This is a genomic window from Shewanella sp. FJAT-52076 (assembly GCF_019457455.1).
In the GTDB taxonomy this organism is placed as follows: domain Bacteria; phylum Pseudomonadota; class Gammaproteobacteria; order Enterobacterales; family Shewanellaceae; genus Shewanella; species Shewanella zhangzhouensis.
The window spans coordinates 2,881,443-2,901,206 of record NZ_CP080415.1; the positions used below are offsets into that span (position 1 = coordinate 2,881,443).

Below are 19,764 nucleotides of genomic sequence, written 5' to 3' on the forward strand. Positions count from 1 at the left end.
ATACGCTTTTTATGGCTGTTTGATGATTGCCTTGAGCCCGACTGTTCAATACCCACTCCACTTCCGTATAACTACCCAAATAGTGTAGCTGCAACTCTCGAGTCAGAGAACGGAAACTTACGTTTGCCAAGGACTTGTTGTCACGCCAGTCAACACAGTGCACATGCGGGCATTTAATTTACTGCTTGAAATTTAGACAGTCGTTTTGCTTGGGGTTTGCCTTAGCTTCCCGGCTATCTTATTGTCGGTAATAGAAATATTAAATTGGTACTCAAAGGGATCCTATGGCCATAACAACTCTCGCCACCGACAAGCTGTACCGGGTATCGACCCTGGCCGGACTGGCACCGGACTGCGTTTCCACGGCCACCCTGCCGCCACTGGATGACATTATTGGCCAGGAACGCGCCCAGAGTGCGGTCGAGTTCGCCATGTCTATCCACGAAAAGGGCTACAACATCTACGCCATTGGCCAAAACGGCCTGGGCAAGCGCACCATGATGCTGAGGTACCTCAAACGTCATCATTTTGATGCCAATCAGCGCTTTGACTGGTGTTATGTGGCCAACTTTGATGACAACCGGGTGCCGCGGGTGCTGCGTCTGCCCGCCGGCAAGGGCAATGGCTTTAAAAAAGACATTGAGAAGCTGTCACTCAGGCTCGTAAAGGCTTTACCGCTGGCCTTTGACAACGAGATGTATTATTCCCGCGCCGACAAACTGAAAACCGAGCTGTCACGGCAGCAGGAAGCCGCGCTGACGGCACTCACCGAAGAAGCCAAAAGCAAGAGCATCAGCCTGTCGCTGTCGGTGCAGGGTGATTACCAACTGATGGCCATGAACGGTGAAGAGCCCCACACCGAAGAAAGCTACAGTGCCCTGACGGATGAAGAACGTGAAGTCTTTGAAAACAGCATCAAAGGGCTGGAAAAGCGCCTGCGGGGTATCATACGTCAGCTCACCGAGTGGGAAGAAGAGTTCTCAGAAAAGCAACAGGAGCACGACGAGCAAGTCGCCAAGGAAGTGCTGGCTCACTTCTTTAAACCCCTGAAGGCCAAGTATCGCGATCAGGATGATATCAAAACCTTTTTGGGTGAAATGCAGAGAGACATTCTCGACAATCTGGATATTTTTCTGGAAGAAAGCGAAGAGCAGCTGGGGCTGGCCTACGCGGCGCTGGATAAGAAAATGCCCCGCCGCTACCAAATCAATGTGCTGGTATGCCAGGACGAGCATAAGTTTCCTGTGGTGGTGGAAGAAAGCCCCAACTACCACAGCCTCTTTGGTTACATCGAAAATGCCACCTTCAAGGGCACAGTATTTACCGACTTTTCACTGATACGCCCAGGCTCGCTGCACAAGGCAAACGGCGGTGTGCTGTTGATGGATGCCATCAAGGTGTTGGAACGGCCCTACGTGTGGGATGGCCTGAAAAAAGCGCTGCGCTCCCGCAGTCTGGATTTGAACAGCCTGGAGCGGGAAGTGACCCTCTCCGGCACCATCTCACTGGCGCCCGAACCTATCCCGCTGGATGTGAAGATCATTCTCTTTGGCGACTACCAGACCTATCAACTGCTTCAACAATACGACCCCGACTTCAACGAACTCTTTCGGGTGACGGCCGACTTTGAAGATGTGATGCCAAGGCACGATGAGTCTGAAGCCCTTTATGCACGCTTTATCTCGTCTATTGTGCACGATAACAATATGCTGCACTGCAATCGCTCGGCATTGGCCCGCATCCTCGAGTACTCCAGCCGTCAGGCAGACGATCAAACTCGTCTGTCGTTGCACTCAGCCAACATCGCCAACCTGCTTAGAGAAACCAACTACTGCGCCAAAAGTGTCGGCGCCGGCGAGATAGGCCGCGAGCATGTGGAGATGGCGCTTAAAAACCAGGAACTCCGGGTGTGCCGCCTCAAAGACATGGTGATGCAGCAGTTTCACAGCGGCCAAACCCTCTTCAGTGCACAAGGCGCCGTTACCGGGCAGGTGAATGCCCTGTCGGTGATTTCCACCACGGATCATGAGTTCGGCGCGCCAAACCGCATAACCGCCACCACGGCCTATGGCAAAGGGGAAGTGCTGGATATCGAGCACAAGGTGCGACTGGGTGGCCGCATCCACAGCAAGGGCGTGTGGATCCTCACCGCCTATCTGTCGTCTCTGCTGGGCAAGCAAAGGCCCATTCCACTCACCACCTATCTGACGTTCGAGCAATCCTACAGCGGCGTGGATGGCGACAGCGCCTCCATGGCGGAATGTTGCGCCATAGTGTCAGCCATCAGTGGTGTACCCATCCGTCAGGATTTGGCCATCACAGGGTCTATGAACCAGTTTGGTGAGTCTCAGCCCATCGGCGGCGTGAATGAAAAGATTGAAGGCTTTTATGATGTCTGTGGCATCAAGGGCCGCACCGGCACCCAGGGCGTGATTATTCCATCAAGCAATGTGAAAAACCTGATGCTGAGGAGTGACATAGTGGAGGCAGCCAGCCGCGGCGAGTTTCATATCTATGCCGTTGACCATGTCACCGACGCCATGGCGCTGCTGACCGGGCTAGACGTGGGCAATGTGGATGACGCCAGCTTCGATACTCTGCTCGGTCGGGCCGTGTCCAGGCTCAATGTGCTTGGTAAACACAAGCTGGAAAACGAATAACACCACTGACATAAAAAAGCCCCGCAACTGCGGGGCTTTTGTTTATGGTGCAATCTGAAACTCAGTAGAGCACTGGCAGCAGCTCATCGCTGTAGGGCTTGATTTCAGCGCCTTCACGCACCCGGGCCACATAATCGTGATTGGCAATAAAAGGTCTGCCGATGGCAATTACATCAAACTTATTGGTGGCAATGGCGGCAGCGGCTGTTTCGGCATCATAACCACCCACCCCCACCAGGGTATGGCGGCTATGGCTACGCAGGTACTCGCTGACGCGGCCATCGAGGTAGTCATAGTGAACGCTGTCATCGAATATGCCGCCATGCAAATAGGCAAGTTCACGGGTATCCAGTTCAGACAGCAAGAGATCAAACACAGCCCGGTCGCGGAGATCCGGCTGGATATTGAAGTAAGCCGCCGGTGAAATACGCAGTGCCGTGCGTGCAGCCCCGATGCGTGAAGTAACGGCATCCACTACCTGCAGCGGGAAACGCACCATGTTTTCAGGGCTTCCGCCAAACTCATCATCACGGCGGTTGCTGTCGTAATGCAGGAATTCATCAATCATATAACCGTTGGCACCGTGGATTTCGACGCCGTCAAACCCGGCTTCGATGGCATTTTCAGCCGCCTTGGCATAGTCCTCAACCAACTGGGCAATTTCCAGCGCGGTGGCTTCACGGGGAACCAAATAGGTGAGTTCACGCATTCTGGGCACTGTACCCTCTACGCCTACAGCCGATGGGGCTATCACTTCTGTGCCACCCCAAAAGTGAGGATGCGCCACCCGGCCTGTGTGCCACAGCTGGGCAAAAATCTTACCGCCATTTTCATGTACGGCATCGGTGACCTTACGCCATCCGGCAATTTGCGCCTGGGTGAAAATACCCGGGGTGTTGGGATAGCCCTGACCATCGGGGCGAATAATGGTGGCTTCACTGATAATCAGCCCTGCATCTGCACGGCGGGCATAGTAGTCAACCATGGCCTGGGTAGGCACCAGCGCATCGTCTGCCATACAACGGGTCAGAGGCGCCATCAGGATGCGGTTTTTCAGCTCGATGCGCTCATTCAGCGCCACTGGAGTAAAGAGTATGTCAGTCATGGATGGAGGTTCCTATTTTTGAACAGGCATTCAAAATAATCATTCTTGAACATACATTCAAGAACTTTTTTGAACATACATTCAAAAAAGTCTGTTACCCTATCCTCATCCCAACCACAGGAATCCAGAATGCGCAGCGCCGAATTTGATCGCGAGCAAGTGCTCCGCCAAGCCATGCAAGCCTTTATGCATAAGGGCTACAGCAAAACCAGCATGCAGGATTTAACCCGCGCCACCGGGTTACATCCGGGATCAATTTACTGCGCCTTCGAAAATAAAAGAGGCTTGTTGTTGGCAGCCATTGGCCAGTATCAGGCCGATCGCACCGCACAGTTTCAGGCGTTCTTCCCCGAGTCAGGCTCCGTTGTTGCCGGGCTCGATGCCTATCTGGATAACCTGGTGGCCGAATGCCAGTGCGGCGCCGACAAGGGCTGTTTGCTGACCAAGTCATTGAATGAACTCGCCGAGCAGGACAGTGAGATAAGTGCGCTCCTGTGCAAAAGTCTGGGAAGTTGCCAGCAAGGGTTGGCGGCCCAGTTTCAGCGCGCCATGGACAGCGGTGAAATTCCTGCGACCCAAACGGCAATGGAACGGGCTGAATACCTGGTGATGGGGATCTATGGCCTGCGCACGCTGGCGCAAACACACCCTTCGGCGCAAACCCTTAAACGCTTGGCGGTAAAGTTACGGATGGACAGCTGCGCCTGAACATAGAGGACGGTTCATTGGCACCCCCCACCAGTGACAAAAGGGGCTAACAGCATCACCGCTTGAAACTGCTGCATAACAGACACAAAAAATCCCGGACCTGCCGGGATTTTTTGTTGGAAGCGAACCCTCAGTCCACGTCGAGGCCGAGGCTCTTTTGGGCATACACCCGCTCGCCGAGGGAGTTGAGTATTTTGCACTCCCCTTCCAGCACAACGATGATGGATTTCCCGTTTCTGAAAGACTGAGGGATCATCACACGCCCCGTCTCACTCACAGGCAAACCCGTCAGCACAGCGTTGTGCATGATAAGGCCTGCTGGTGCATCGTAATAGAGCACGGTGACAGTGACGCCCTGAGAGGCTTCCAGGTCAAGCAAGTCGTTTGCCGGATCGGCAAGCTGTTGTTCTAATGTACCGCCTTGCATATAGAGTTACTTCCTTCATTCCTGAGTTACGCTTTCCAGCGCACTCAATAGGGCCGAGTATGGCATCAAAGCATCCCGTCTTTGATGGACGGCGGCCAAATTAGCCACCAGTTGAATTAACATATCACTACAATTTTTAACCAAGCGCAATACTTGTACAGCAGACTGATACATCAAATTCCGCATTCGTGATGCAACAAACGTTTAGCATCACCCACCTCGTTAGCTTAGCGGGTGCACAACTGTCAACAAAGCTGATAGAATCCGAAAAATTTTTTTGTGCGTTAACGAGAAAACAAGATGGGCAGAGCATATCAAAACCGCAAAGAATCCATGGCGAAAACCGCCACTCAGAAGACCAGGATCTATTCACGCTACGGGAAAGAAATCTACGTGTGCGCCAAGAGTGGCGGCGTTGACCCCGATGGCAACCTGTCACTGCGTCGTCTGATCGATCGCGCCAAGAAAGACCAGGTACCGGCTCACGTGATTGAGCGTGCCATCGACAAAGCCAGGGGTGGCGGTGGAGAAGACTATGATACTGCCCGCTATGAAGGTTTCGGTCCGGGTAACTGCATGGTGATTGTTGACTGCTTGACCGACAATGGTAAGCGCACCTTTACCGAAGTACGTCAGGCCTTTGTGAAAAACGATGCCAAGCTGGGCGGTCCGGGCACTGTGGCTCACATGTTCGACCACCAGGCCGTGTTTGTATTTGCCGGTGATAACGACGAAGAAATTCTCGAAATCCTGATGGCGGCTGATGTAGACGTTAGCGACGTGGAAAGCGAAGACGGCATGATCAGCGTCTATGCCCCACACACCGAATTCTTCAAGGCCAAAAACGCCCTCACTGATGCCATGCCCGACATCAACTTTGAAGTCGAAGAAATCAGCTTCGTACCTCAAACCCAAACCGATGTCAGCGGTGAAGATGTGGCGACATTCGACAAGTTTATCGCTGCCCTGGAAGATTGTGACGACGTGCAGAACGTTTACCACAACGCCAATATCATCGAGTAAGATCTCAAACATGAAAAACGCAGCCAGATGGCTGCGTTTTTTGTTTCCTACGTCCCGTCAGATGACGTGGCCTTCAATGACGTCAGTGTTTTCAATCACTGTGATATCACTTTTGGCGCTTGGCTTGTGAGCCTGTCGCTATGCCTGGCGAGCGAGTCAGGTTACAGGCGCTTTTCCTCATCGATTTGCCGAGGCTCAGACCGCTGAGACTTGTGCTGCCTCGCGGTAATGGTCCTGCATTCGATAATTTCTGGCGTACAGGGCGAACACGGCCGCGGCCACCAATGCAAAGCCCGCAAAAAAGAACATCTGAAACGCCGTTACCGACAGTCCTGTACCGGCAATCCAGTCGGTCATGCCCTGCCCCTTCACACTGGCATTGGCAAGCAGTACCCAGAGGTTACCCACGGTCACCGACAGGGTCCAGAAACTCATGATGGTGCCCTTCATGGGCTTTGGAGCCTGACTGTAGGCAAACTCAAGCCCGGTGGCCGACACCAGCACCTCACCAAAGGTGAGCAGTGCATAGGGCAATACCTGCCACACAATGGAAACGGCGCTGCCGCCATCCATCATCAATTGAATGCTGCCTATCACCACCCAGGACAGGCCGGAAAAGGCAATGCCAGACGCCATTTTGCCCAGCGCCGTTAACCTGAAACCCCAGCGCTCGAGTGTCGGGTACAGCACAAAGTTATTGAACGGGATGAGGATCATCACCAGCAGTGGATTCAATGCCTGCATCATGGCCGGTTCAAACCACTCGGGTTTGGTCATCTCATTGGCCTGCAAAATCCAGGTGGATGCCTTTTGGTCGAACAGCGACCAGAAAGGTGTAACCAGCGCAAAGAGCACCAGTATCCGCATCACTGCCCTGACGCCTTCCACGGCCTCATCGCCATGGCGAGCCCTGGCTCTGTCCAGCTGCATGGAAGCGCCGCTGCCCACAAACCCCATCAGCAGCACGAGCGCCAGACACAGTGAGGTCACCAGTCCAAGTGACGGCATAAACCCAAGGGCAATCACCGCGAGCACAGAGCCCATCAGTGCCAGCGCCAGACCAAAGCGATTTGCGCCCGGACTGAGTAACGCCGTTTTGATAACAGGCAAAAAACCGTTGGGATTTTTAGGCTCAGGGGGCATATGCACATAGCGGTGACGCCCCGCCCAGAAAAAGACGGTCGCGATAAACATCAGCACCCCGGGAATACCAAAGGCAACTGCGGCACCGAAATGTTTCAGCAGCAAGGGCATACTCAAAGAGGCGAAGAAGGAGCCAAAATTGATGGTGAAGTAAAACATGTCAAACGCTTTTTGGGCCAATGACTTATTACTCTGATCAAACTGGTCGCCCATAAAAGAGGACACCAGGGGTTTTATCCCACCCGAGCCCAGAGCAATCAAAAACAAGCCGGTATAAAAACCGGTTTTACTGTCCTCAAAAATGGCCAGAAACGCATGGCCAACGCAGTAAAGCAGTGACAGCCACAAGATGGTGTTGTACTTGCCAAAGAGCCTGTCCCCAATCCAGCCACCCAGCAGTGGAAAGAAGTACACACCAATCACAAAGGAGTGAAACACATCCTTGGCCTCACCGGCCCTGAGATGCTCAGGCACAGACAGCAGCAGTGCCGTCATCAAAAACGGCGTAAGAATGTTGCGCATGCCATAAAAGCTGAACCGCTCACAGGCTTCGGAGGCAATAATGTAGGGGATTTGTTTTGGCCATTGCCCTGTTGTAGTTGTCATCTCTTCCCTTAAAATTGGTTACCAATTGCCCAATCCTACAGGGTTTAAAGATGGAATGCACCGGGCTGCCGGTCAGTGTGTGATGCTTAAGAAAACCCGATTATTCAACCACAAACCAAGCCTAATTTGGGTGCTGCGGCGTCAAGGTAAACGCGAATAAAAACGCGTGGCTGCAGGGCCACGCGCAATGTGGAGAAGGTGGTGCAATGCTGCCGTTTCAGTACATCGGGCAGACTGATACAGCTATGTGGCTGTCAGTTACATTGCTTGTTTTTCCCCTTGCAACTGCCACCGGTTCCTGAGCCTCCGCCAGTCCCCTGGTTACCGGAGCACGGGTGGGCTATCAGGTAGTCATGTGCCGCCGAAGCGCGAACCAAGCCATAACCGTAAGCGTCATCCCGTCCTGTTGGCCCCAGGTCTTCAGCTGTAGCCCTTAATGCCGAGCGAATTTCGGTGTTACTGCAATTGATGTGCAGCCCCCAAACCAGCGCCGCCACACCGGCAACGTGTGGCGTTGCCATGGAAGTGCCACTGAACCTGGCGTAGTTCCCCTGAGCGACATTGAGGGTGGCAACCTCACCTATGGTCTGCTGCAAGGTGGCACCTGTGGTATCCGACACTCCAACAGAAGGAATTGTGGTGTTGACGCCTCCAAGGGTACCGTAGAGATCGCCCGGGACATTGTTATAAATGATGGCACCAAGTCCACCGCCTGCGGCGCAGTTCTGTACCTTGTCGGCAAAGCTGATATTGCCGCGACTTATCAGACAAAGCTGCCCGGACGCATTACAGATACTGTCGCCAATCCCACAGTCGGCAAGCATGGCAGTCTCGCTGCCATAGGGGCTGCCCTCCATGGCGATGGCCTCAAATTCAGTAGCACCTACAGTCACACTGGCCACTTCTGCCTGTTCCATGGGCAGGGTAGAAAGCACGCCTACGCCAGGCGCAGACAATTCCACCTGACTGGTACGCTGGGAAAAATCCGCGACCAGCTTGTTTTCATCGAGGGCCGCAACCGAAACCACGGCATTGTAGGAAGCCGGATAGGAATGCCGCGTGTTGCCGTCGTTTCCGGCGGCAGCCACGCTGAGTACTCCCAAGGTCTCGGCGTCTGCGAATGCCCTGTCTTCGGTGCGGCTTTTAAGGGGACCGCCCAAACTCATATTGATTACATGGGCACCGGCGTCGATACACTTGTCGAGTGCGGCCACCAAACTTGAAGAGTACGCCCAGCCATTGGCGTCAAAGACTTTAATGATGTGCAAATTCAGGGCACTGCCTGGATGCACACCTATCACCCCAAGGTCATTATTCACCGCTGCTATGGTGCCCGCCACATGGGTGCCGTGGTGATTTTCATCGCTGCCCCAATCGCCGGTGCCGACATCATAGGTGCCGGTGAGTCGATTATTGGGAAGATCTTCATGCCCCATGTCGATACCCGAGTCTATGATGCACACAGTGCGGTTGGCTGCGCTGTTCACCTGAGGCAACAACAGGTTGGCCTGCACCATGGCAATACCATAAGGCTCAGATTGTGACAGGGGATAACGCAGCACATCGGCTTCGAGATACTCGATAAGGGGGTTATGCGACAGTCCTTGTACAGCGCTGGCAGGCAGTAAAAAGGCGGCGGCATCGTGACGGCTGAGGTCCAACATCAAAGTTCCACCTGCCGCATGGATACCGGCTTTGGCTGCGGGTGCCATTCCCGGTTTAAATTTCACAATAACCCGGGACGCTTCATCCGGCGCCGCACCGACGGCGCCCAAACCCAAGCCAGACAATAGGCAAACCAGCAGTGAAGACAAAGACAAGTTGTATGAATGCATGCCCTGCTCCCTTTAATCTATTGATGCCCAGCCCGTTTCATTCCCTGATTGGTCCTCAGCGTCCACACTTTCACACAGGCTATAGCTTCACTTATAGGCAGAAGCCGCGAGAACGACAACTTTTGACTGACGAATAGAAATAATTCGTCTGAGCAGACCGAACTTGCTGCCAGAAATAATCCCGTCTGGAATAACAACCGGGGCAGTTATTACCACTAACGCCTGTGCATACCTTGCCAGGCTCCCATTGCGTACTTTGTCAAAGCAGCTGTATCCGGCGCCTTTACCCCATGGCACCGGGTCGCGTATCTTTAAGGATATGAGTGGCAAGGCACAGTGCCTCAGGCTGCGACAGCATCACCTGCCCATAGCCGCACATCCCAAGTCGAATAAGGAGATTACCTTGAGTTTTCGTTTGCAAACCCGCTGGCAGGCCAGCGATACCCCCGATGGCGAATTCAGCCGCGATCATCACATCACCTTTGGCAGCGGCCAGACAATCGAGGCTTCATCAGCACCGGAATACAAGGGGAATCCCGCCATGGTGAACCCGGAGGAAAGCCTGCTGGCGGCCTTGTCTTCCTGCCATATGCTCACCTTCCTGGCGATTGCACACCTTAAACGACTGCCGGTAAAAAGCTATGAAGACAGTGCCTCGGCAGAACTGGGGAAACGCGACAATGGCAAGCTGGCAGTGACCTATATGCAGCTCAATCCCACCGTGGAATTTATGGATGGGGTGGAGGTAAACCGCGAAACCCTGGAAAAAATGCACGAAAAAGCCCACGCCAACTGCTTTATCGCCAACAGTCTCGATTGTGAAGTGGAAATCCGCTTTTAAGGGGCCATAAAAAACGGGCCGTACCGACTGGGAACTACGTTGCCGGTACAGCCCTGAACCTGGGGGCGACATCTGTCGCCCTGTGTTTTATCCCTTGGCTGTTTATCCCTTACTTGATATCGTCGGCCTCGCCCCTTTGCGGCATGGGCTTGGCTTTGAACTCAGGCACCGGCTCGGCGGCAATCTTCGCCTTGAGCAGACTTATCCCCTTGGCGAGCTGCGCATCTTCACCCTTGAAGGTGGCAACCGGCAGGTTATCGACTTCGATATCCGGGCTCACCCCACGGCCTTCCAACACCCAGCGGCCATCGATGGCATACTGAGGATATTCGGCAACTCTCGCCATACCCTTGTCGGTCAGGGCATTACGGCCAGAGAGCCACACACCGGCACCGGCAGTTTGCTTGCCCACCAGGGGCGCCAGTCCCAGCGCCTTGATACCGGCAGAAAAGGTTTCACCGTCGGAGTAAGTCAGCTGATCGGTCAGCACCACCAAATGGCCACGGAAAGCCTGCTGCATGTTGCTGTTGGCATCCCCATGGGTTGGCTGCCAGAATGCCCAGGCTTTGCGCAGTAGCTTTTCAATCACCCAGCTGTCGATATTGCCACCCCGGTTGCGGCGCACATCGATAATCAGACCTTCTTTATCGAAGTTGGCGTAAAATTCGCGGGCAAAGCTGGCGATGTCACCGGCGCCCATGGCATAGAGGTGCAGGTAGCCAATCTTGCCACTGCTGGCATTGGCCACTTCGGCGGCATTGTGATTCACCCAGTCCTGATACCTCAGACCAGCTTCATCCTGCGCGGAAACCGGCAAGACCACGGTCTGATGTGTCTTATTGCCGCGCTTGAGCGTCAGCAGCACCTGTTTGCCGCCCTGATTACGCAGCAGACTGGCCACATCGGCCACTGTGGCTACCTTGCGGCCATTGATTGCAGTGATAAAGTCCCCTTCGCGGGCGTCCACCCCGGGACGGGCCAATGGCGCCGCCTTTGATGGTAATTCAGGGTCGGTCTTCATGATGCTTTCAATCACCACACCGCTGTCGCGCTGGGCAAAACGGGCGCCGAGACCGGCTGGCTGAGGACGGTTTGGATCCTTTGGCATATCGCCGCCACGCACCTGGGAGTGCAGCGCATCCAGCTCGCCCATCATCTGCATAAAGATGTCATTCAGTTCGTGACGGTCGGTTACCCGGTCGACCAGGGGCAGGTAACGGGCACGCATGGCTTTCCAATCTACGCCGCGCATATTCTTGTCAAAGAAAGAATCCCTGTGCATCAGCCAGGCATCATCGAACATCTGCTGCCATTCGGCTTTGGGATTGAGCTCCAGCTGCCAGTCCTGGGTACGTACCCTGGCGTTGGCAAGGTCGCCCGGCAGCTTGTCACCGGCATCCACTATCAGGAGTTCGTTGGGATTACTCTTTTTCGACAGCAGCAGCTTTTTGCCATCCAACGACAAGACATAATTGCCGATATCGTCGCCGAAGGTATCCAGCTTGGGTGCCAGACTATCGAACTTGGCCACCTTCAACGCCGATTGATTACCGGCGATATCACCATCGAGCAGGTACAGGCGGTCGGCGCCCAGGGTCAGGTTACTGAAGTTGCCCGTGCCCACAGGCACTTGCCACAGACGCCCTGCCAGTCCCTGCCAGTCAACCTTGAGGGTCACTGGCTTGTCGCCGTCAGCGGCCTTGGGACTTGCCGTAAGTTCGGTGGGACGCTCAAAGGCAAAGCGGGCATCCTGTCTCAGCGCCAGGGCAAACACGCCGGTGCGCTTATCGAATACAGGCCCCATGTTGCGGTCACCCCATGGCGAGCCGGGGGTGGCATTGAATTCACGGTTGGACAGGAAATACAGCCATTCACCATCACGGCTGAAGGCCGGTGAGAAAGACTCGTATTTGTCGCTGGTCAGGCTTGCCTGACGTTTCTCTTCCAGGCTGTAGAGCACTATCTGGCTGCGGTTTTGCCCAATAACATTCATCCCCAGCGCCAAAAAGCGGCTATCGGGGGACCAAATAATGTCGCCGTAGGGGCCCAGGCCCTGATGGCCGGTCACAATGCGACTGTTGGTGCCCTTTTTAATGTCGTACAGGTACAGGTTGCCGTCGTAGTCATCATGGGCCAGATAACGGCCATCGGGGGACAATACCAGGCTCATACGCATGGCACTTGCGTCCTGAGTCAACTGCACACCGCCATCACTGCCATCGGCAGGGAACCGCCACAGCTCTTGCTCGCCACTTGCATCACTGATCCCAAATACCGACTGACCATCATGACTGAGCACTGCATTGCGGATACGGCTATCGGCAGGCACGCCAACCTGCACCAGACGGCGCCCGTCGGTAGCGGCAATCGCTACCTTGCTGCGGGCGGTAATCACCGCCTTGTCGCCAGACGGTGCCAAGCGCACATCCGACACATAATCCATGGGGTTATTGACCCAGCGTGCGCGGCGGGCGGTGAAGTCAGATGTGAGTGACAGCGGCAGAACCTCATCTTTGCCGCTGGCAATATCCAGTACCCGAATATCGGCACCCATCTGGAATACCAGCTTGCCGTTGTTGATGCGGGCGGCGCGGATTTGGAAATCCTTGTACTGGCTGTGCTGACGCAGATCATCGCCCTTGGGCGTTACCGAATAGAGGTTATCGTTGCCATCGGCGTCGCTGATAAAGTAAAGACGCCCCTGCCATGGCATGGGCTGGCGCAGCGAACCAGGATGGCCTTCCAGCAAACGCTCGGCCTCTTTATTGCTGCCAAGTTCATAACGCCACAACTCGCCCCGTGCACCACCGCGATACACCTTGGCGTTATCCCCGGTGGCCTGCAGACCAAAACGGACGAAATACAGATACTGCCCCTTGTCGTCCATGGCGCCTTCAATGGCATCGGCCAGCGGCAAATCTTCGGTCTTGAGGGTCTTGGGGTCGACCAGGCGCAGTACCCAGTAGTTGGCCGGACCAAATGCGTTGTCGGTGGCATAGAGTACCCGTCCGTCCTGACTCCAGCCCTGTAACCTCACCCGACTGTTTTCAAAGCTTACCCGCTTGGCTTCTCCACCGCCGATGGGCATCAGATACACTTCGTCTGTACCATCGTAGTTGGCCACAAAGGCAACCTGGGTCCCGTCCGGGGAAATACGGGCCTGAGACTCCTCGGCGCTTTGGCTGGTCAGGCGGCTGGCCTGGGTCTGGCCGAGACGGTTTAGCCAAAGGTCTCCTTCGGCAGTAAACACCAGGGTATCGTCATGCAGTTCGGGGAAGCGGTAATAACCGTCGCTGCCGTGGGCTGGCAGGCCTAAGGTTCCCAGGGCCAGCAGGCAGCCGGCAACGGAGAGGCGAAGTTTCATTGGGTGGTTATCCTGTCGTTTTTATTGGTAATGTTGAAAGGAGTCTGTACCGGACACAAATGCAAGCCCAGACACTATCAAAGCGAAGTGGCCCCGTCAGCAGAATTAGGCCACAGAAGTTTTAGCAAATGTGTCTTGTGCAGCCCTCTCCTGTTTTACAAAGACCGGCGATGACCTCGGGGATAAAAAAGCCGGCTTGCGCCGGCCTTTCATCAACTCTTTTTAAACTCACCTTTCTTGTCGAACGGCCAGTCAACGCCAAGCCAGGCCTTGAAGAAGGCCTTTTGCTTGTCTGACACCTTCGCCAGCGGTTTGAGCGCGGCTTTACCTTCGGGTCTTTCGCCAAGCTCCAGAGTGGTTTGCCTGAGGCTGTCATCGGCAAAATAGGACACAGTGATACTGTCGCCTGCCTTGAAATCGGCCAGACGTTTCTCAAACCCCTCGGCGGTAACCTTGAGGCCATTGATGGCAACCAGCTCGTTACCGGCAACCAATCCAGCTTCCCATGCCTTGCCACCCCTATCGAGGGTTTGCAGCTTGAGGCTGCCGGATACCAGACTGAAGCCCGGATAGACTTTGGCTTTGCCGTCGCTGTCGTCTTTGCCATAAACCAGTCTCAAACCGGCACGGGACAGCAGCTCATCAAAATCCAGCGCCATGGGGGAGTCGATATGACTGTGCCACCAGGGGCCATAGTCCTTGCCGGTCAGTTGGGTCAGAATGCCTTTGACATCCTCGACGCGGTAGCTCTTTGGCACCGCGAAGTCGCGGTACAAGACCCGGTGCACATCACGATACGAGTGTTTAAGCTTGGTGTCAGAGAGGATAGCCATGTCCAGCGCCATCGACGCCATATAGCCCTCCGAGTAAATGTTTACGCTGTGGTTATGGGCATAATCACCGCCCTGGGCGACCCACTCGCCGAGACTGGCCTCGGCCACCGACTGGATTTCACGGCCCGGGGTTTGCTGATGGCGATCGATACGCCCGGCGATATCTTCAAGCAGCTCTTTGGCGGTGATAACACCGGCCCGCGCAAGCAGCTGATGCTGAAAATAACTGGTCGAGCCTTCGGCTATCCACAGTAAAGAAGTCAGTCCTTCGTGCTGATAGTCATAGGGCACCAGCCCGGCTGGACGATAGGCCTTCACGTTCCAGGTATGGATAAACTCGTGGGAGGCGGTGGAGATAAATCTCAGGTAATCCTTGCGCTCGCGGAACATAAAACGCGGCAGCTGGATAACGGTGGAATTGAGATGCTCGGTGGCACCGCGGGCACCACTGGTGGCGTGAACCATATAGACATAACGTTCGAAGGGAAAACCGTCCCAGATGGCGCTGGCCTGGGTGCCAAGCTTGGTCAAATCGGTGACCATTTTATCCAGGTCATAATTGCCCTCACCCCACACAACCAACTCATAGTCACGTTTGGCGGACGAAAAACTGCGATGATGGCTGATGCCGGTTTCAATGGGCGAGTCCACCAGCACATCGTAGTTGGGCGCCACAAAACTGTGGGCGCCATCGCCCTTACTCATGCCCGAATAGCTTTGCCAGCCTTCCGGAACCTTGAGACTGACACTGAGTTCCTGGTCCCGAAACTGCGGGCTGTACATAAATACGCTGCTGGCATCCAGATAAGCATGGGAAGCATCGATATGACGGGTTCTGAGCCCAAGCTCATCGGCATAGAGCTGATAGGATACAGTCACTTCCGATGCCTCGGGCAGGCTCAATACCCACTCGCCACTGGCGCTTCGCCGCCAGGGCACAGCATTGCCACTGGCATCCGTGGCCTGGAAGGCGCGCACGCCGTCGGCAAGCGGTAATATCTGATATTTACCGGTGCGCCACACGGGCAAATTCACCGGAAAGTCACCGGCCTCCACCTTGGGAAAACGTACTTCAACTTTGGCCAGATGATGGGTCGGAGAAGAAAGATCGATATGATAGTCCACACCGGCGAGCGCGGAAGCCGAAAGAAACAGTGACAAGGGTAAAAAGGCAGTTAACTTTTGTTCCACTCTGTTGTCCTTATAGGTATGATGGAATCCAATAAAAGGGCTTGAGTATAACAAGACATTCATCTCCCCTCATCCTGATGTCACAAATGCTGACAATTTCCTGATTTTTGCAGGGGCAGACTTGAGCGACGGATAATTTATGCGATTTATTTTATTGGCTTTTTCGCTGTTAATTCTGTGTTTATCCCATTTTGCATTCGCAAGAGACCTCAAGTCGGAAGAAGTTGAACTTAGAGAGTCACCGCAGCAGATTTTTAATCGTGTCAATGCGTCGCTTCCGCTGCCCCCATCAGTGCTTGAAACCCGTGCCGCATTCAGTGCTTACGCCAGAGAGCAAGGCTTATCGGTAGAAGAACTCGCCGAACTGCTGGCCCTGATTGCCCGTGCCAACTTGCAACCCAATGTTGAAAATGCCAACAAAGCCCAGGACCTTGAGCTGATTGTCAGCTCGCTGGAAAAATCGGCGGCTACACCCTACGAAAAAGCCATGGCCCTGATGCTCAGAGGTCGGATGCTGGGCAGGCTTGAACTCAAGTTCGAAGAAGCGGCCGGCTATTTCATTCAGGCGCTCACTCAGGATCAGGAGAGCCAGAGTCTGACCTCGCAGGTGCTGAGACTCAACCTGCATGAGCAGCTCGGTAGTATGTATCTGATGATCAATCAGGACGTGACCGCTCTGGTACATCTGCAGAAGTTCCGGGACCAGGCCTATCAACTTCGCGATGACTATCTGATAGCCAATGCCGAAGCCGAGCTTGGCAAGTACTACAACAAAAAACAGGAACTGACCAAGGCGTTGCAGCATTACAGCGAGGCTTTGCGGCTGTCGGATCAGGAACACCATCCTTTCCAGCGCGCGTTTCTTCAGATGCAGCTGGCCAAGGTATATCGTGATTTAGGGCAACGCAGCGAAGCCCTGAGCCATGCCCACGATGCTGCCGAAACCTTTGGCCAGATAGGCAGTGAAAACTACCTGTCGGCCACCCTGACCGTCATCGCCATGACCCATGCAGGTAATAACGAGTGGAACAAGGCAATCGACTATTACCTCAATGCCCTTCAGGTCGACAGACGCAGTGGCAATTATTCCGCCCTTGCCCGTAACTTCCACAACCTGGGTGAAGCCTATGGGGAGCTGGGTGAACTCGAACTGGCGCTGAATTATCTGCAGCAGGCCAATCAGATGTTTGCCGAGCGGAAAATGAAGCACTTTTTGGTGTATAACGAAGTCTTGATTGCCGAAACCTTCTGTAAGTTATCCCAATGGCAGCCCTGCCGTGAGCATGCAGACATTGCATACAACCTCGCCCGTCAGCAGTCCCTCAATGATGTACTTATCGAGTCGCTCAGCCAAAAAGTAATTGCTGCCAAAGCCTTGGCCGACTTGCAGGGTGCGCTGGATTTCCAGCAGCAAATCATCAGCCTCCAACAAGAAGAAGCCGCCCCTCAGATTGCTGCCAACCCGAGCACATCGGCACTGACCGAACAAAAACTGAGGCTGGATTTACACCAAAAGAATGAGCAGCTGCAAGAGAGCCATGCCCATCTCAGGGAGCGCACTATACTGCTGGCCGGCAGCCTGATGCTGGTGCTCACGCTGGCAACCATGGTTTGGCACTATCGTCGCTCACGCCGGGAGCTTAAGGCCAAAATCGCCTCGTTAAAGCATAAGCTGCCTCTGGACGGAGCCACGGCACACCCGGGTTTTCCGGCCCTTCGCAGTGCGATTAAAAGCCCAAAGACCAAGGCAGTGGCACTGCTGCGAATAGACAGCTTATGTGAATCTGATATCAAACTTGGCCATAAGCGCATGGTGGAAGCAGCAAAAGAAACAGCAAACGCCATTGAAAAACTGCCTGGTATCAAAACCTATGTCATACGCCCGGGTCTTGTCGGCTTAAGTTTTGATGAACCCATCCAGGCGGCGGACGCGCTGCTCTTTAACCTCAGAAACCAACTCCCCCATATCGAAGGCCGGCTGCGGCTTAGCTTTATTAACCTGCCGTTGCTGCCGAATCCGGAACTTTTTATACCGGATAACAATCATATAGAAGTGCTTGAATTGGCAATGGCCGGGGCCTTGTCACTGGATGAAGACAAAGATCTATACGTCACCTTATGGGCGCTGGACTTTACGCCCTCAGCGGTTTTCAGCCATCCGCTGTATTTGCATCTGGAAAAAAGCATCGGCCGCGGCCTGATTAGGGTGGAAACCAACGGCGACAAAGATAAAATAGCCTGGCCCCAATGGCAGACACCTGCGACAGCGGATGATCCATTAATTAATTGATGATTTCAGTCAAATATTCTGCAACGGGATGTGGCTTACGTTTGCACTCTGGGTTGATTGCGATACCATTAATCCAGTGGTCAAAATACCGGTTCAGTATGAGAAAACACAGTCAGTTTATTCAGCCAGGAAAGCATTCTGCATGAAGGACGCCAACGAAGCGATTTCGCAAATCACGCTACTCAAACAGAAACTCCATTCTGCAAAGGTGGCGTTGGATGAGCTCAATGAAGATCGCAACGCCAAGTTGCAAACCTTGCTGCAGTTCATTTCCAATCTGAGCCTGGCCTGCAAAGGGCAAAATCTCGAGTTGGATAACCGACTTGCCAAATTACGCCACCAACTGACCACCTATGAAAAGCTCGACGATGCGCTGCCGGATATTGTCGAAGTTGAGCGCTTGCTCAAGGGACAATATCACCATGTAATGGCACAGCTCGAAGACAGCCGCGCGGGCCTTGGTCGGGTCGTACGCCAAATTCAGCGTGTCGAGTCCGCACCCGACAAACTCAAAAAAGAAGTCGCCTACTTTAAACAGGATCTCTCCAAGCCTCTGCACACCGTGTGGGAATATATCCCCAAGGTCGAAAAGTTGATGGCGTTTTACGAAGAGATACTGTCGGCACAGTTTAAGTCCGGTGAACCTTTGGCAGTGCTGCCGAAACACCGTCAACTGGCCCATGAGCTGGCCCAGACCATCTCCGAAATCGAATTTCGCAAAGACCAGCGCGATCAGGTGCTGGTGATCAAAGAAATGTTGGCCGGCGAGATAGATGTTGAGGGGCTGATGGATGCCTATCAAACCATACTGTCGCTGCTGGTTGATAATATCGCCCGTGAGAAAAGTGCCTCTCAGGAATTCCTCTATGCCCTGAATGATGCCTTGTCTGCGGTGCGCGAAGTCGTATCAGACTCTTATAACCATACCCAGCGCAGTCATCAGCTCAAGCATCAACTCAATCGCGAGATTAACTCCCGGGTCGATAACGTGGGCGAAGCTATAGTGGATATTGAAGATATCACTACGCTCAAGTTTCAAATTACCGAGCAGCTCTCCAGCCTGCGATCGGCGCTGTCCCGCAAAGAAGCCCTGGAACAAAGAGAACAGGCGTTGCTGCGCAAGTCGATGGAGACCATGCGCAAAGAACTCAATGAACTTGCCGAAGAAGCCAGCAACTATAAAGAGCGTTTGTTTGAACAGCAAAAGCTGAATCTGCTGGATACCCTCACCCAATTGCCCAATCGGGCTGCGCTGGAAGAGCGTATGGAGCAGGAATTCAGGAGCTTCCAGCGCCATAAGCATCCCCTGTGGGTAGCGGTGGCCGACATAGACCACTTCAAGTCCATCAACGATAACTTTGGCCACAGCACCGGCGATAAGACTCTGCAGGTGATAGCCATGGCGCTGAAGAATTCGCTGCGGGATACTGAGTTCGTGGCCCGCTACGGTGGTGAAGAATTTGTACTGCTCATCCCAGAAGTATCAGATACTGACATAGTGCAACTGCTGAACCGGGTGCGTGAGAAAGTAAAAAATATTCCATTTAAATTTAAAAATCAGAGAATTACAGTTACAGTATCCATAGGGGCCGCACGGGTAATGGATAATGAGCTCATTCACGAAACCTTCGAGCGAGCTGACGCGGCCCTCTACAAAGCCAAACATGAGAGCAGAGACAGGGTGATTATCGACTGCTAGCCCCGGTGGGGAGTAAGCAACTCCTGTCGACGCACAAGG

12 protein-coding genes are annotated in these 19,764 nt (G+C 54.0%); 6 read left to right on the plus strand and 6 right to left on the minus strand.

Annotated elements, in window-relative coordinates:
• Positions 1-284 precede the first annotated feature (284 nt).
• Positions 285-2,660 carry a Lon protease family protein gene (locus K0H79_RS12585; protein ID WP_220076041.1) on the plus strand — a complete coding sequence of 792 codons (2,376 nt, stop codon included), beginning with the start codon at positions 285-287 and terminating at the stop codon, positions 2,658-2,660.
• A gap of 61 nt (positions 2,661-2,721) precedes the next feature.
• Here K0H79_RS12585 and K0H79_RS12590 read toward each other — a convergent pair whose 3' ends face one another.
• Positions 2,722-3,765, minus strand: coding sequence for an alkene reductase (locus tag K0H79_RS12590; RefSeq protein WP_220076042.1), 1,044 nt, complete (start codon positions 3,763-3,765; stop codon positions 2,722-2,724).
• A 129-nt stretch (positions 3,766-3,894) separates the two neighbouring features.
• On the opposite strand from K0H79_RS12590, the gene K0H79_RS12595 reads away from it, so the two are divergent.
• The gene (locus K0H79_RS12595) at positions 3,895-4,473 is read left to right on the plus strand and encodes a TetR/AcrR family transcriptional regulator (RefSeq protein WP_220076043.1); all 579 of its coding nucleotides are present in this window, start codon (positions 3,895-3,897) and stop codon (positions 4,471-4,473) included.
• A 130-nt stretch (positions 4,474-4,603) separates the two neighbouring features.
• Here the strand turns inward: K0H79_RS12595 and K0H79_RS12600 are convergent, their stop codons facing one another.
• Positions 4,604-4,780, minus strand: a complete 177-nt coding sequence (locus tag K0H79_RS12600; protein ID WP_408733392.1) for a TIGR02922 family protein — start codon at positions 4,778-4,780, stop codon at positions 4,604-4,606.
• 420 nt (positions 4,781-5,200) lie between these two features.
• On the opposite strand from K0H79_RS12600, the gene K0H79_RS12605 reads away from it, so the two are divergent.
• Positions 5,201-5,923 (plus strand): YebC/PmpR family DNA-binding transcriptional regulator, encoded by a 723-nt coding sequence (locus K0H79_RS12605; RefSeq protein WP_220065116.1) that lies wholly within the window; start codon positions 5,201-5,203, stop codon positions 5,921-5,923.
• A 195-nt stretch (positions 5,924-6,118) separates the two neighbouring features.
• Here the strand turns inward: K0H79_RS12605 and K0H79_RS12610 are convergent, their stop codons facing one another.
• Both K0H79_RS12610 and K0H79_RS12615 read right to left on the minus strand, forming a co-directional pair.
• A complete protein-coding gene (locus K0H79_RS12610) occupies positions 6,119-7,672 on the minus strand; it encodes an oligopeptide:H+ symporter (RefSeq protein WP_220076044.1) in 1,554 nt (517 codons plus the stop codon).
• Positions 7,673-7,926: 254 nt separating this feature from the next.
• The gene (locus K0H79_RS12615; protein WP_220076045.1) at positions 7,927-9,507 is read right to left on the minus strand and encodes a S8 family serine peptidase; all 1,581 of its coding nucleotides are present in this window, start codon (positions 9,505-9,507) and stop codon (positions 7,927-7,929) included.
• A gap of 403 nt (positions 9,508-9,910) precedes the next feature.
• Here K0H79_RS12615 and K0H79_RS12620 point away from each other — a divergent pair, with 403 nt between their 5' ends.
• Complete coding sequence (locus K0H79_RS12620) at positions 9,911-10,348, plus strand: OsmC family protein (RefSeq protein ID WP_220065119.1); 438 nt, start codon at positions 9,911-9,913, stop codon at positions 10,346-10,348.
• A 109-nt stretch (positions 10,349-10,457) separates the two neighbouring features.
• Here K0H79_RS12620 and K0H79_RS12625 read toward each other — a convergent pair whose 3' ends face one another.
• Together K0H79_RS12625 and K0H79_RS12630 are read right to left on the minus strand one after the other, a co-directional pair.
• Complete coding sequence (locus K0H79_RS12625) at positions 10,458-13,712, minus strand: S41 family peptidase (RefSeq protein ID WP_220076046.1); 3,255 nt, start codon at positions 13,710-13,712, stop codon at positions 10,458-10,460.
• Between the two features lie 212 nt (positions 13,713-13,924).
• Positions 13,925-15,736, minus strand: coding sequence for a M61 family metallopeptidase (locus K0H79_RS12630; protein WP_220076047.1), 1,812 nt, complete (start codon positions 15,734-15,736; stop codon positions 13,925-13,927).
• Between the two features lie 139 nt (positions 15,737-15,875).
• On the opposite strand from K0H79_RS12630, the gene K0H79_RS12635 reads away from it, so the two are divergent.
• A complete protein-coding gene (locus K0H79_RS12635) occupies positions 15,876-18,026 on the plus strand; it encodes a lipopolysaccharide assembly protein LapB (RefSeq protein ID WP_220076048.1) in 2,151 nt (716 codons plus the stop codon).
• Positions 18,027-18,168: 142 nt separating this feature from the next.
• Positions 18,169-19,725, plus strand: a complete 1,557-nt coding sequence (locus tag K0H79_RS12640; RefSeq protein WP_220076049.1) for a GGDEF domain-containing protein — start codon at positions 18,169-18,171, stop codon at positions 19,723-19,725.
• Positions 19,726-19,764: the final 39 nt, after the last annotated feature.

Bases quoted from the DNA above. Each gene is read 5' to 3' on its own strand.
- K0H79_RS12585 (WP_220076041.1), top strand. From the start codon at position 285: ATGGCCATAACAACTCTCGCCACCGACAAGCTGTACCGGGTATCGACC.
- K0H79_RS12590 (WP_220076042.1), bottom strand. From the start codon at position 3,765: ATGACTGACATACTCTTTACTCCAGTGGCGCTGAATGAGCGCATCGAG.
- K0H79_RS12595 (WP_220076043.1), top strand. From the start codon at position 3,895: ATGCGCAGCGCCGAATTTGATCGCGAGCAAGTGCTCCGCCAAGCCATG.
- K0H79_RS12600 (WP_408733392.1), bottom strand. From the start codon at position 4,780: ATGCACAACGCTGTGCTGACGGGTTTGCCTGTGAGTGAGACGGGGCGT.
- K0H79_RS12605 (WP_220065116.1), top strand. From the start codon at position 5,201: ATGGGCAGAGCATATCAAAACCGCAAAGAATCCATGGCGAAAACCGCC.
- K0H79_RS12610 (WP_220076044.1), bottom strand. From the start codon at position 7,672: ATGACAACTACAACAGGGCAATGGCCAAAACAAATCCCCTACATTATT.
- K0H79_RS12615 (WP_220076045.1), bottom strand. From the start codon at position 9,507: ATGCATTCATACAACTTGTCTTTGTCTTCACTGCTGGTTTGCCTATTG.
- K0H79_RS12625 (WP_220076046.1), bottom strand. From the start codon at position 13,712: ATGAAACTTCGCCTCTCCGTTGCCGGCTGCCTGCTGGCCCTGGGAACC.
- K0H79_RS12635 (WP_220076048.1), top strand. From the start codon at position 15,876: ATGCGATTTATTTTATTGGCTTTTTCGCTGTTAATTCTGTGTTTATCC.
- K0H79_RS12640 (WP_220076049.1), top strand. From the start codon at position 18,169: ATGAAGGACGCCAACGAAGCGATTTCGCAAATCACGCTACTCAAACAG.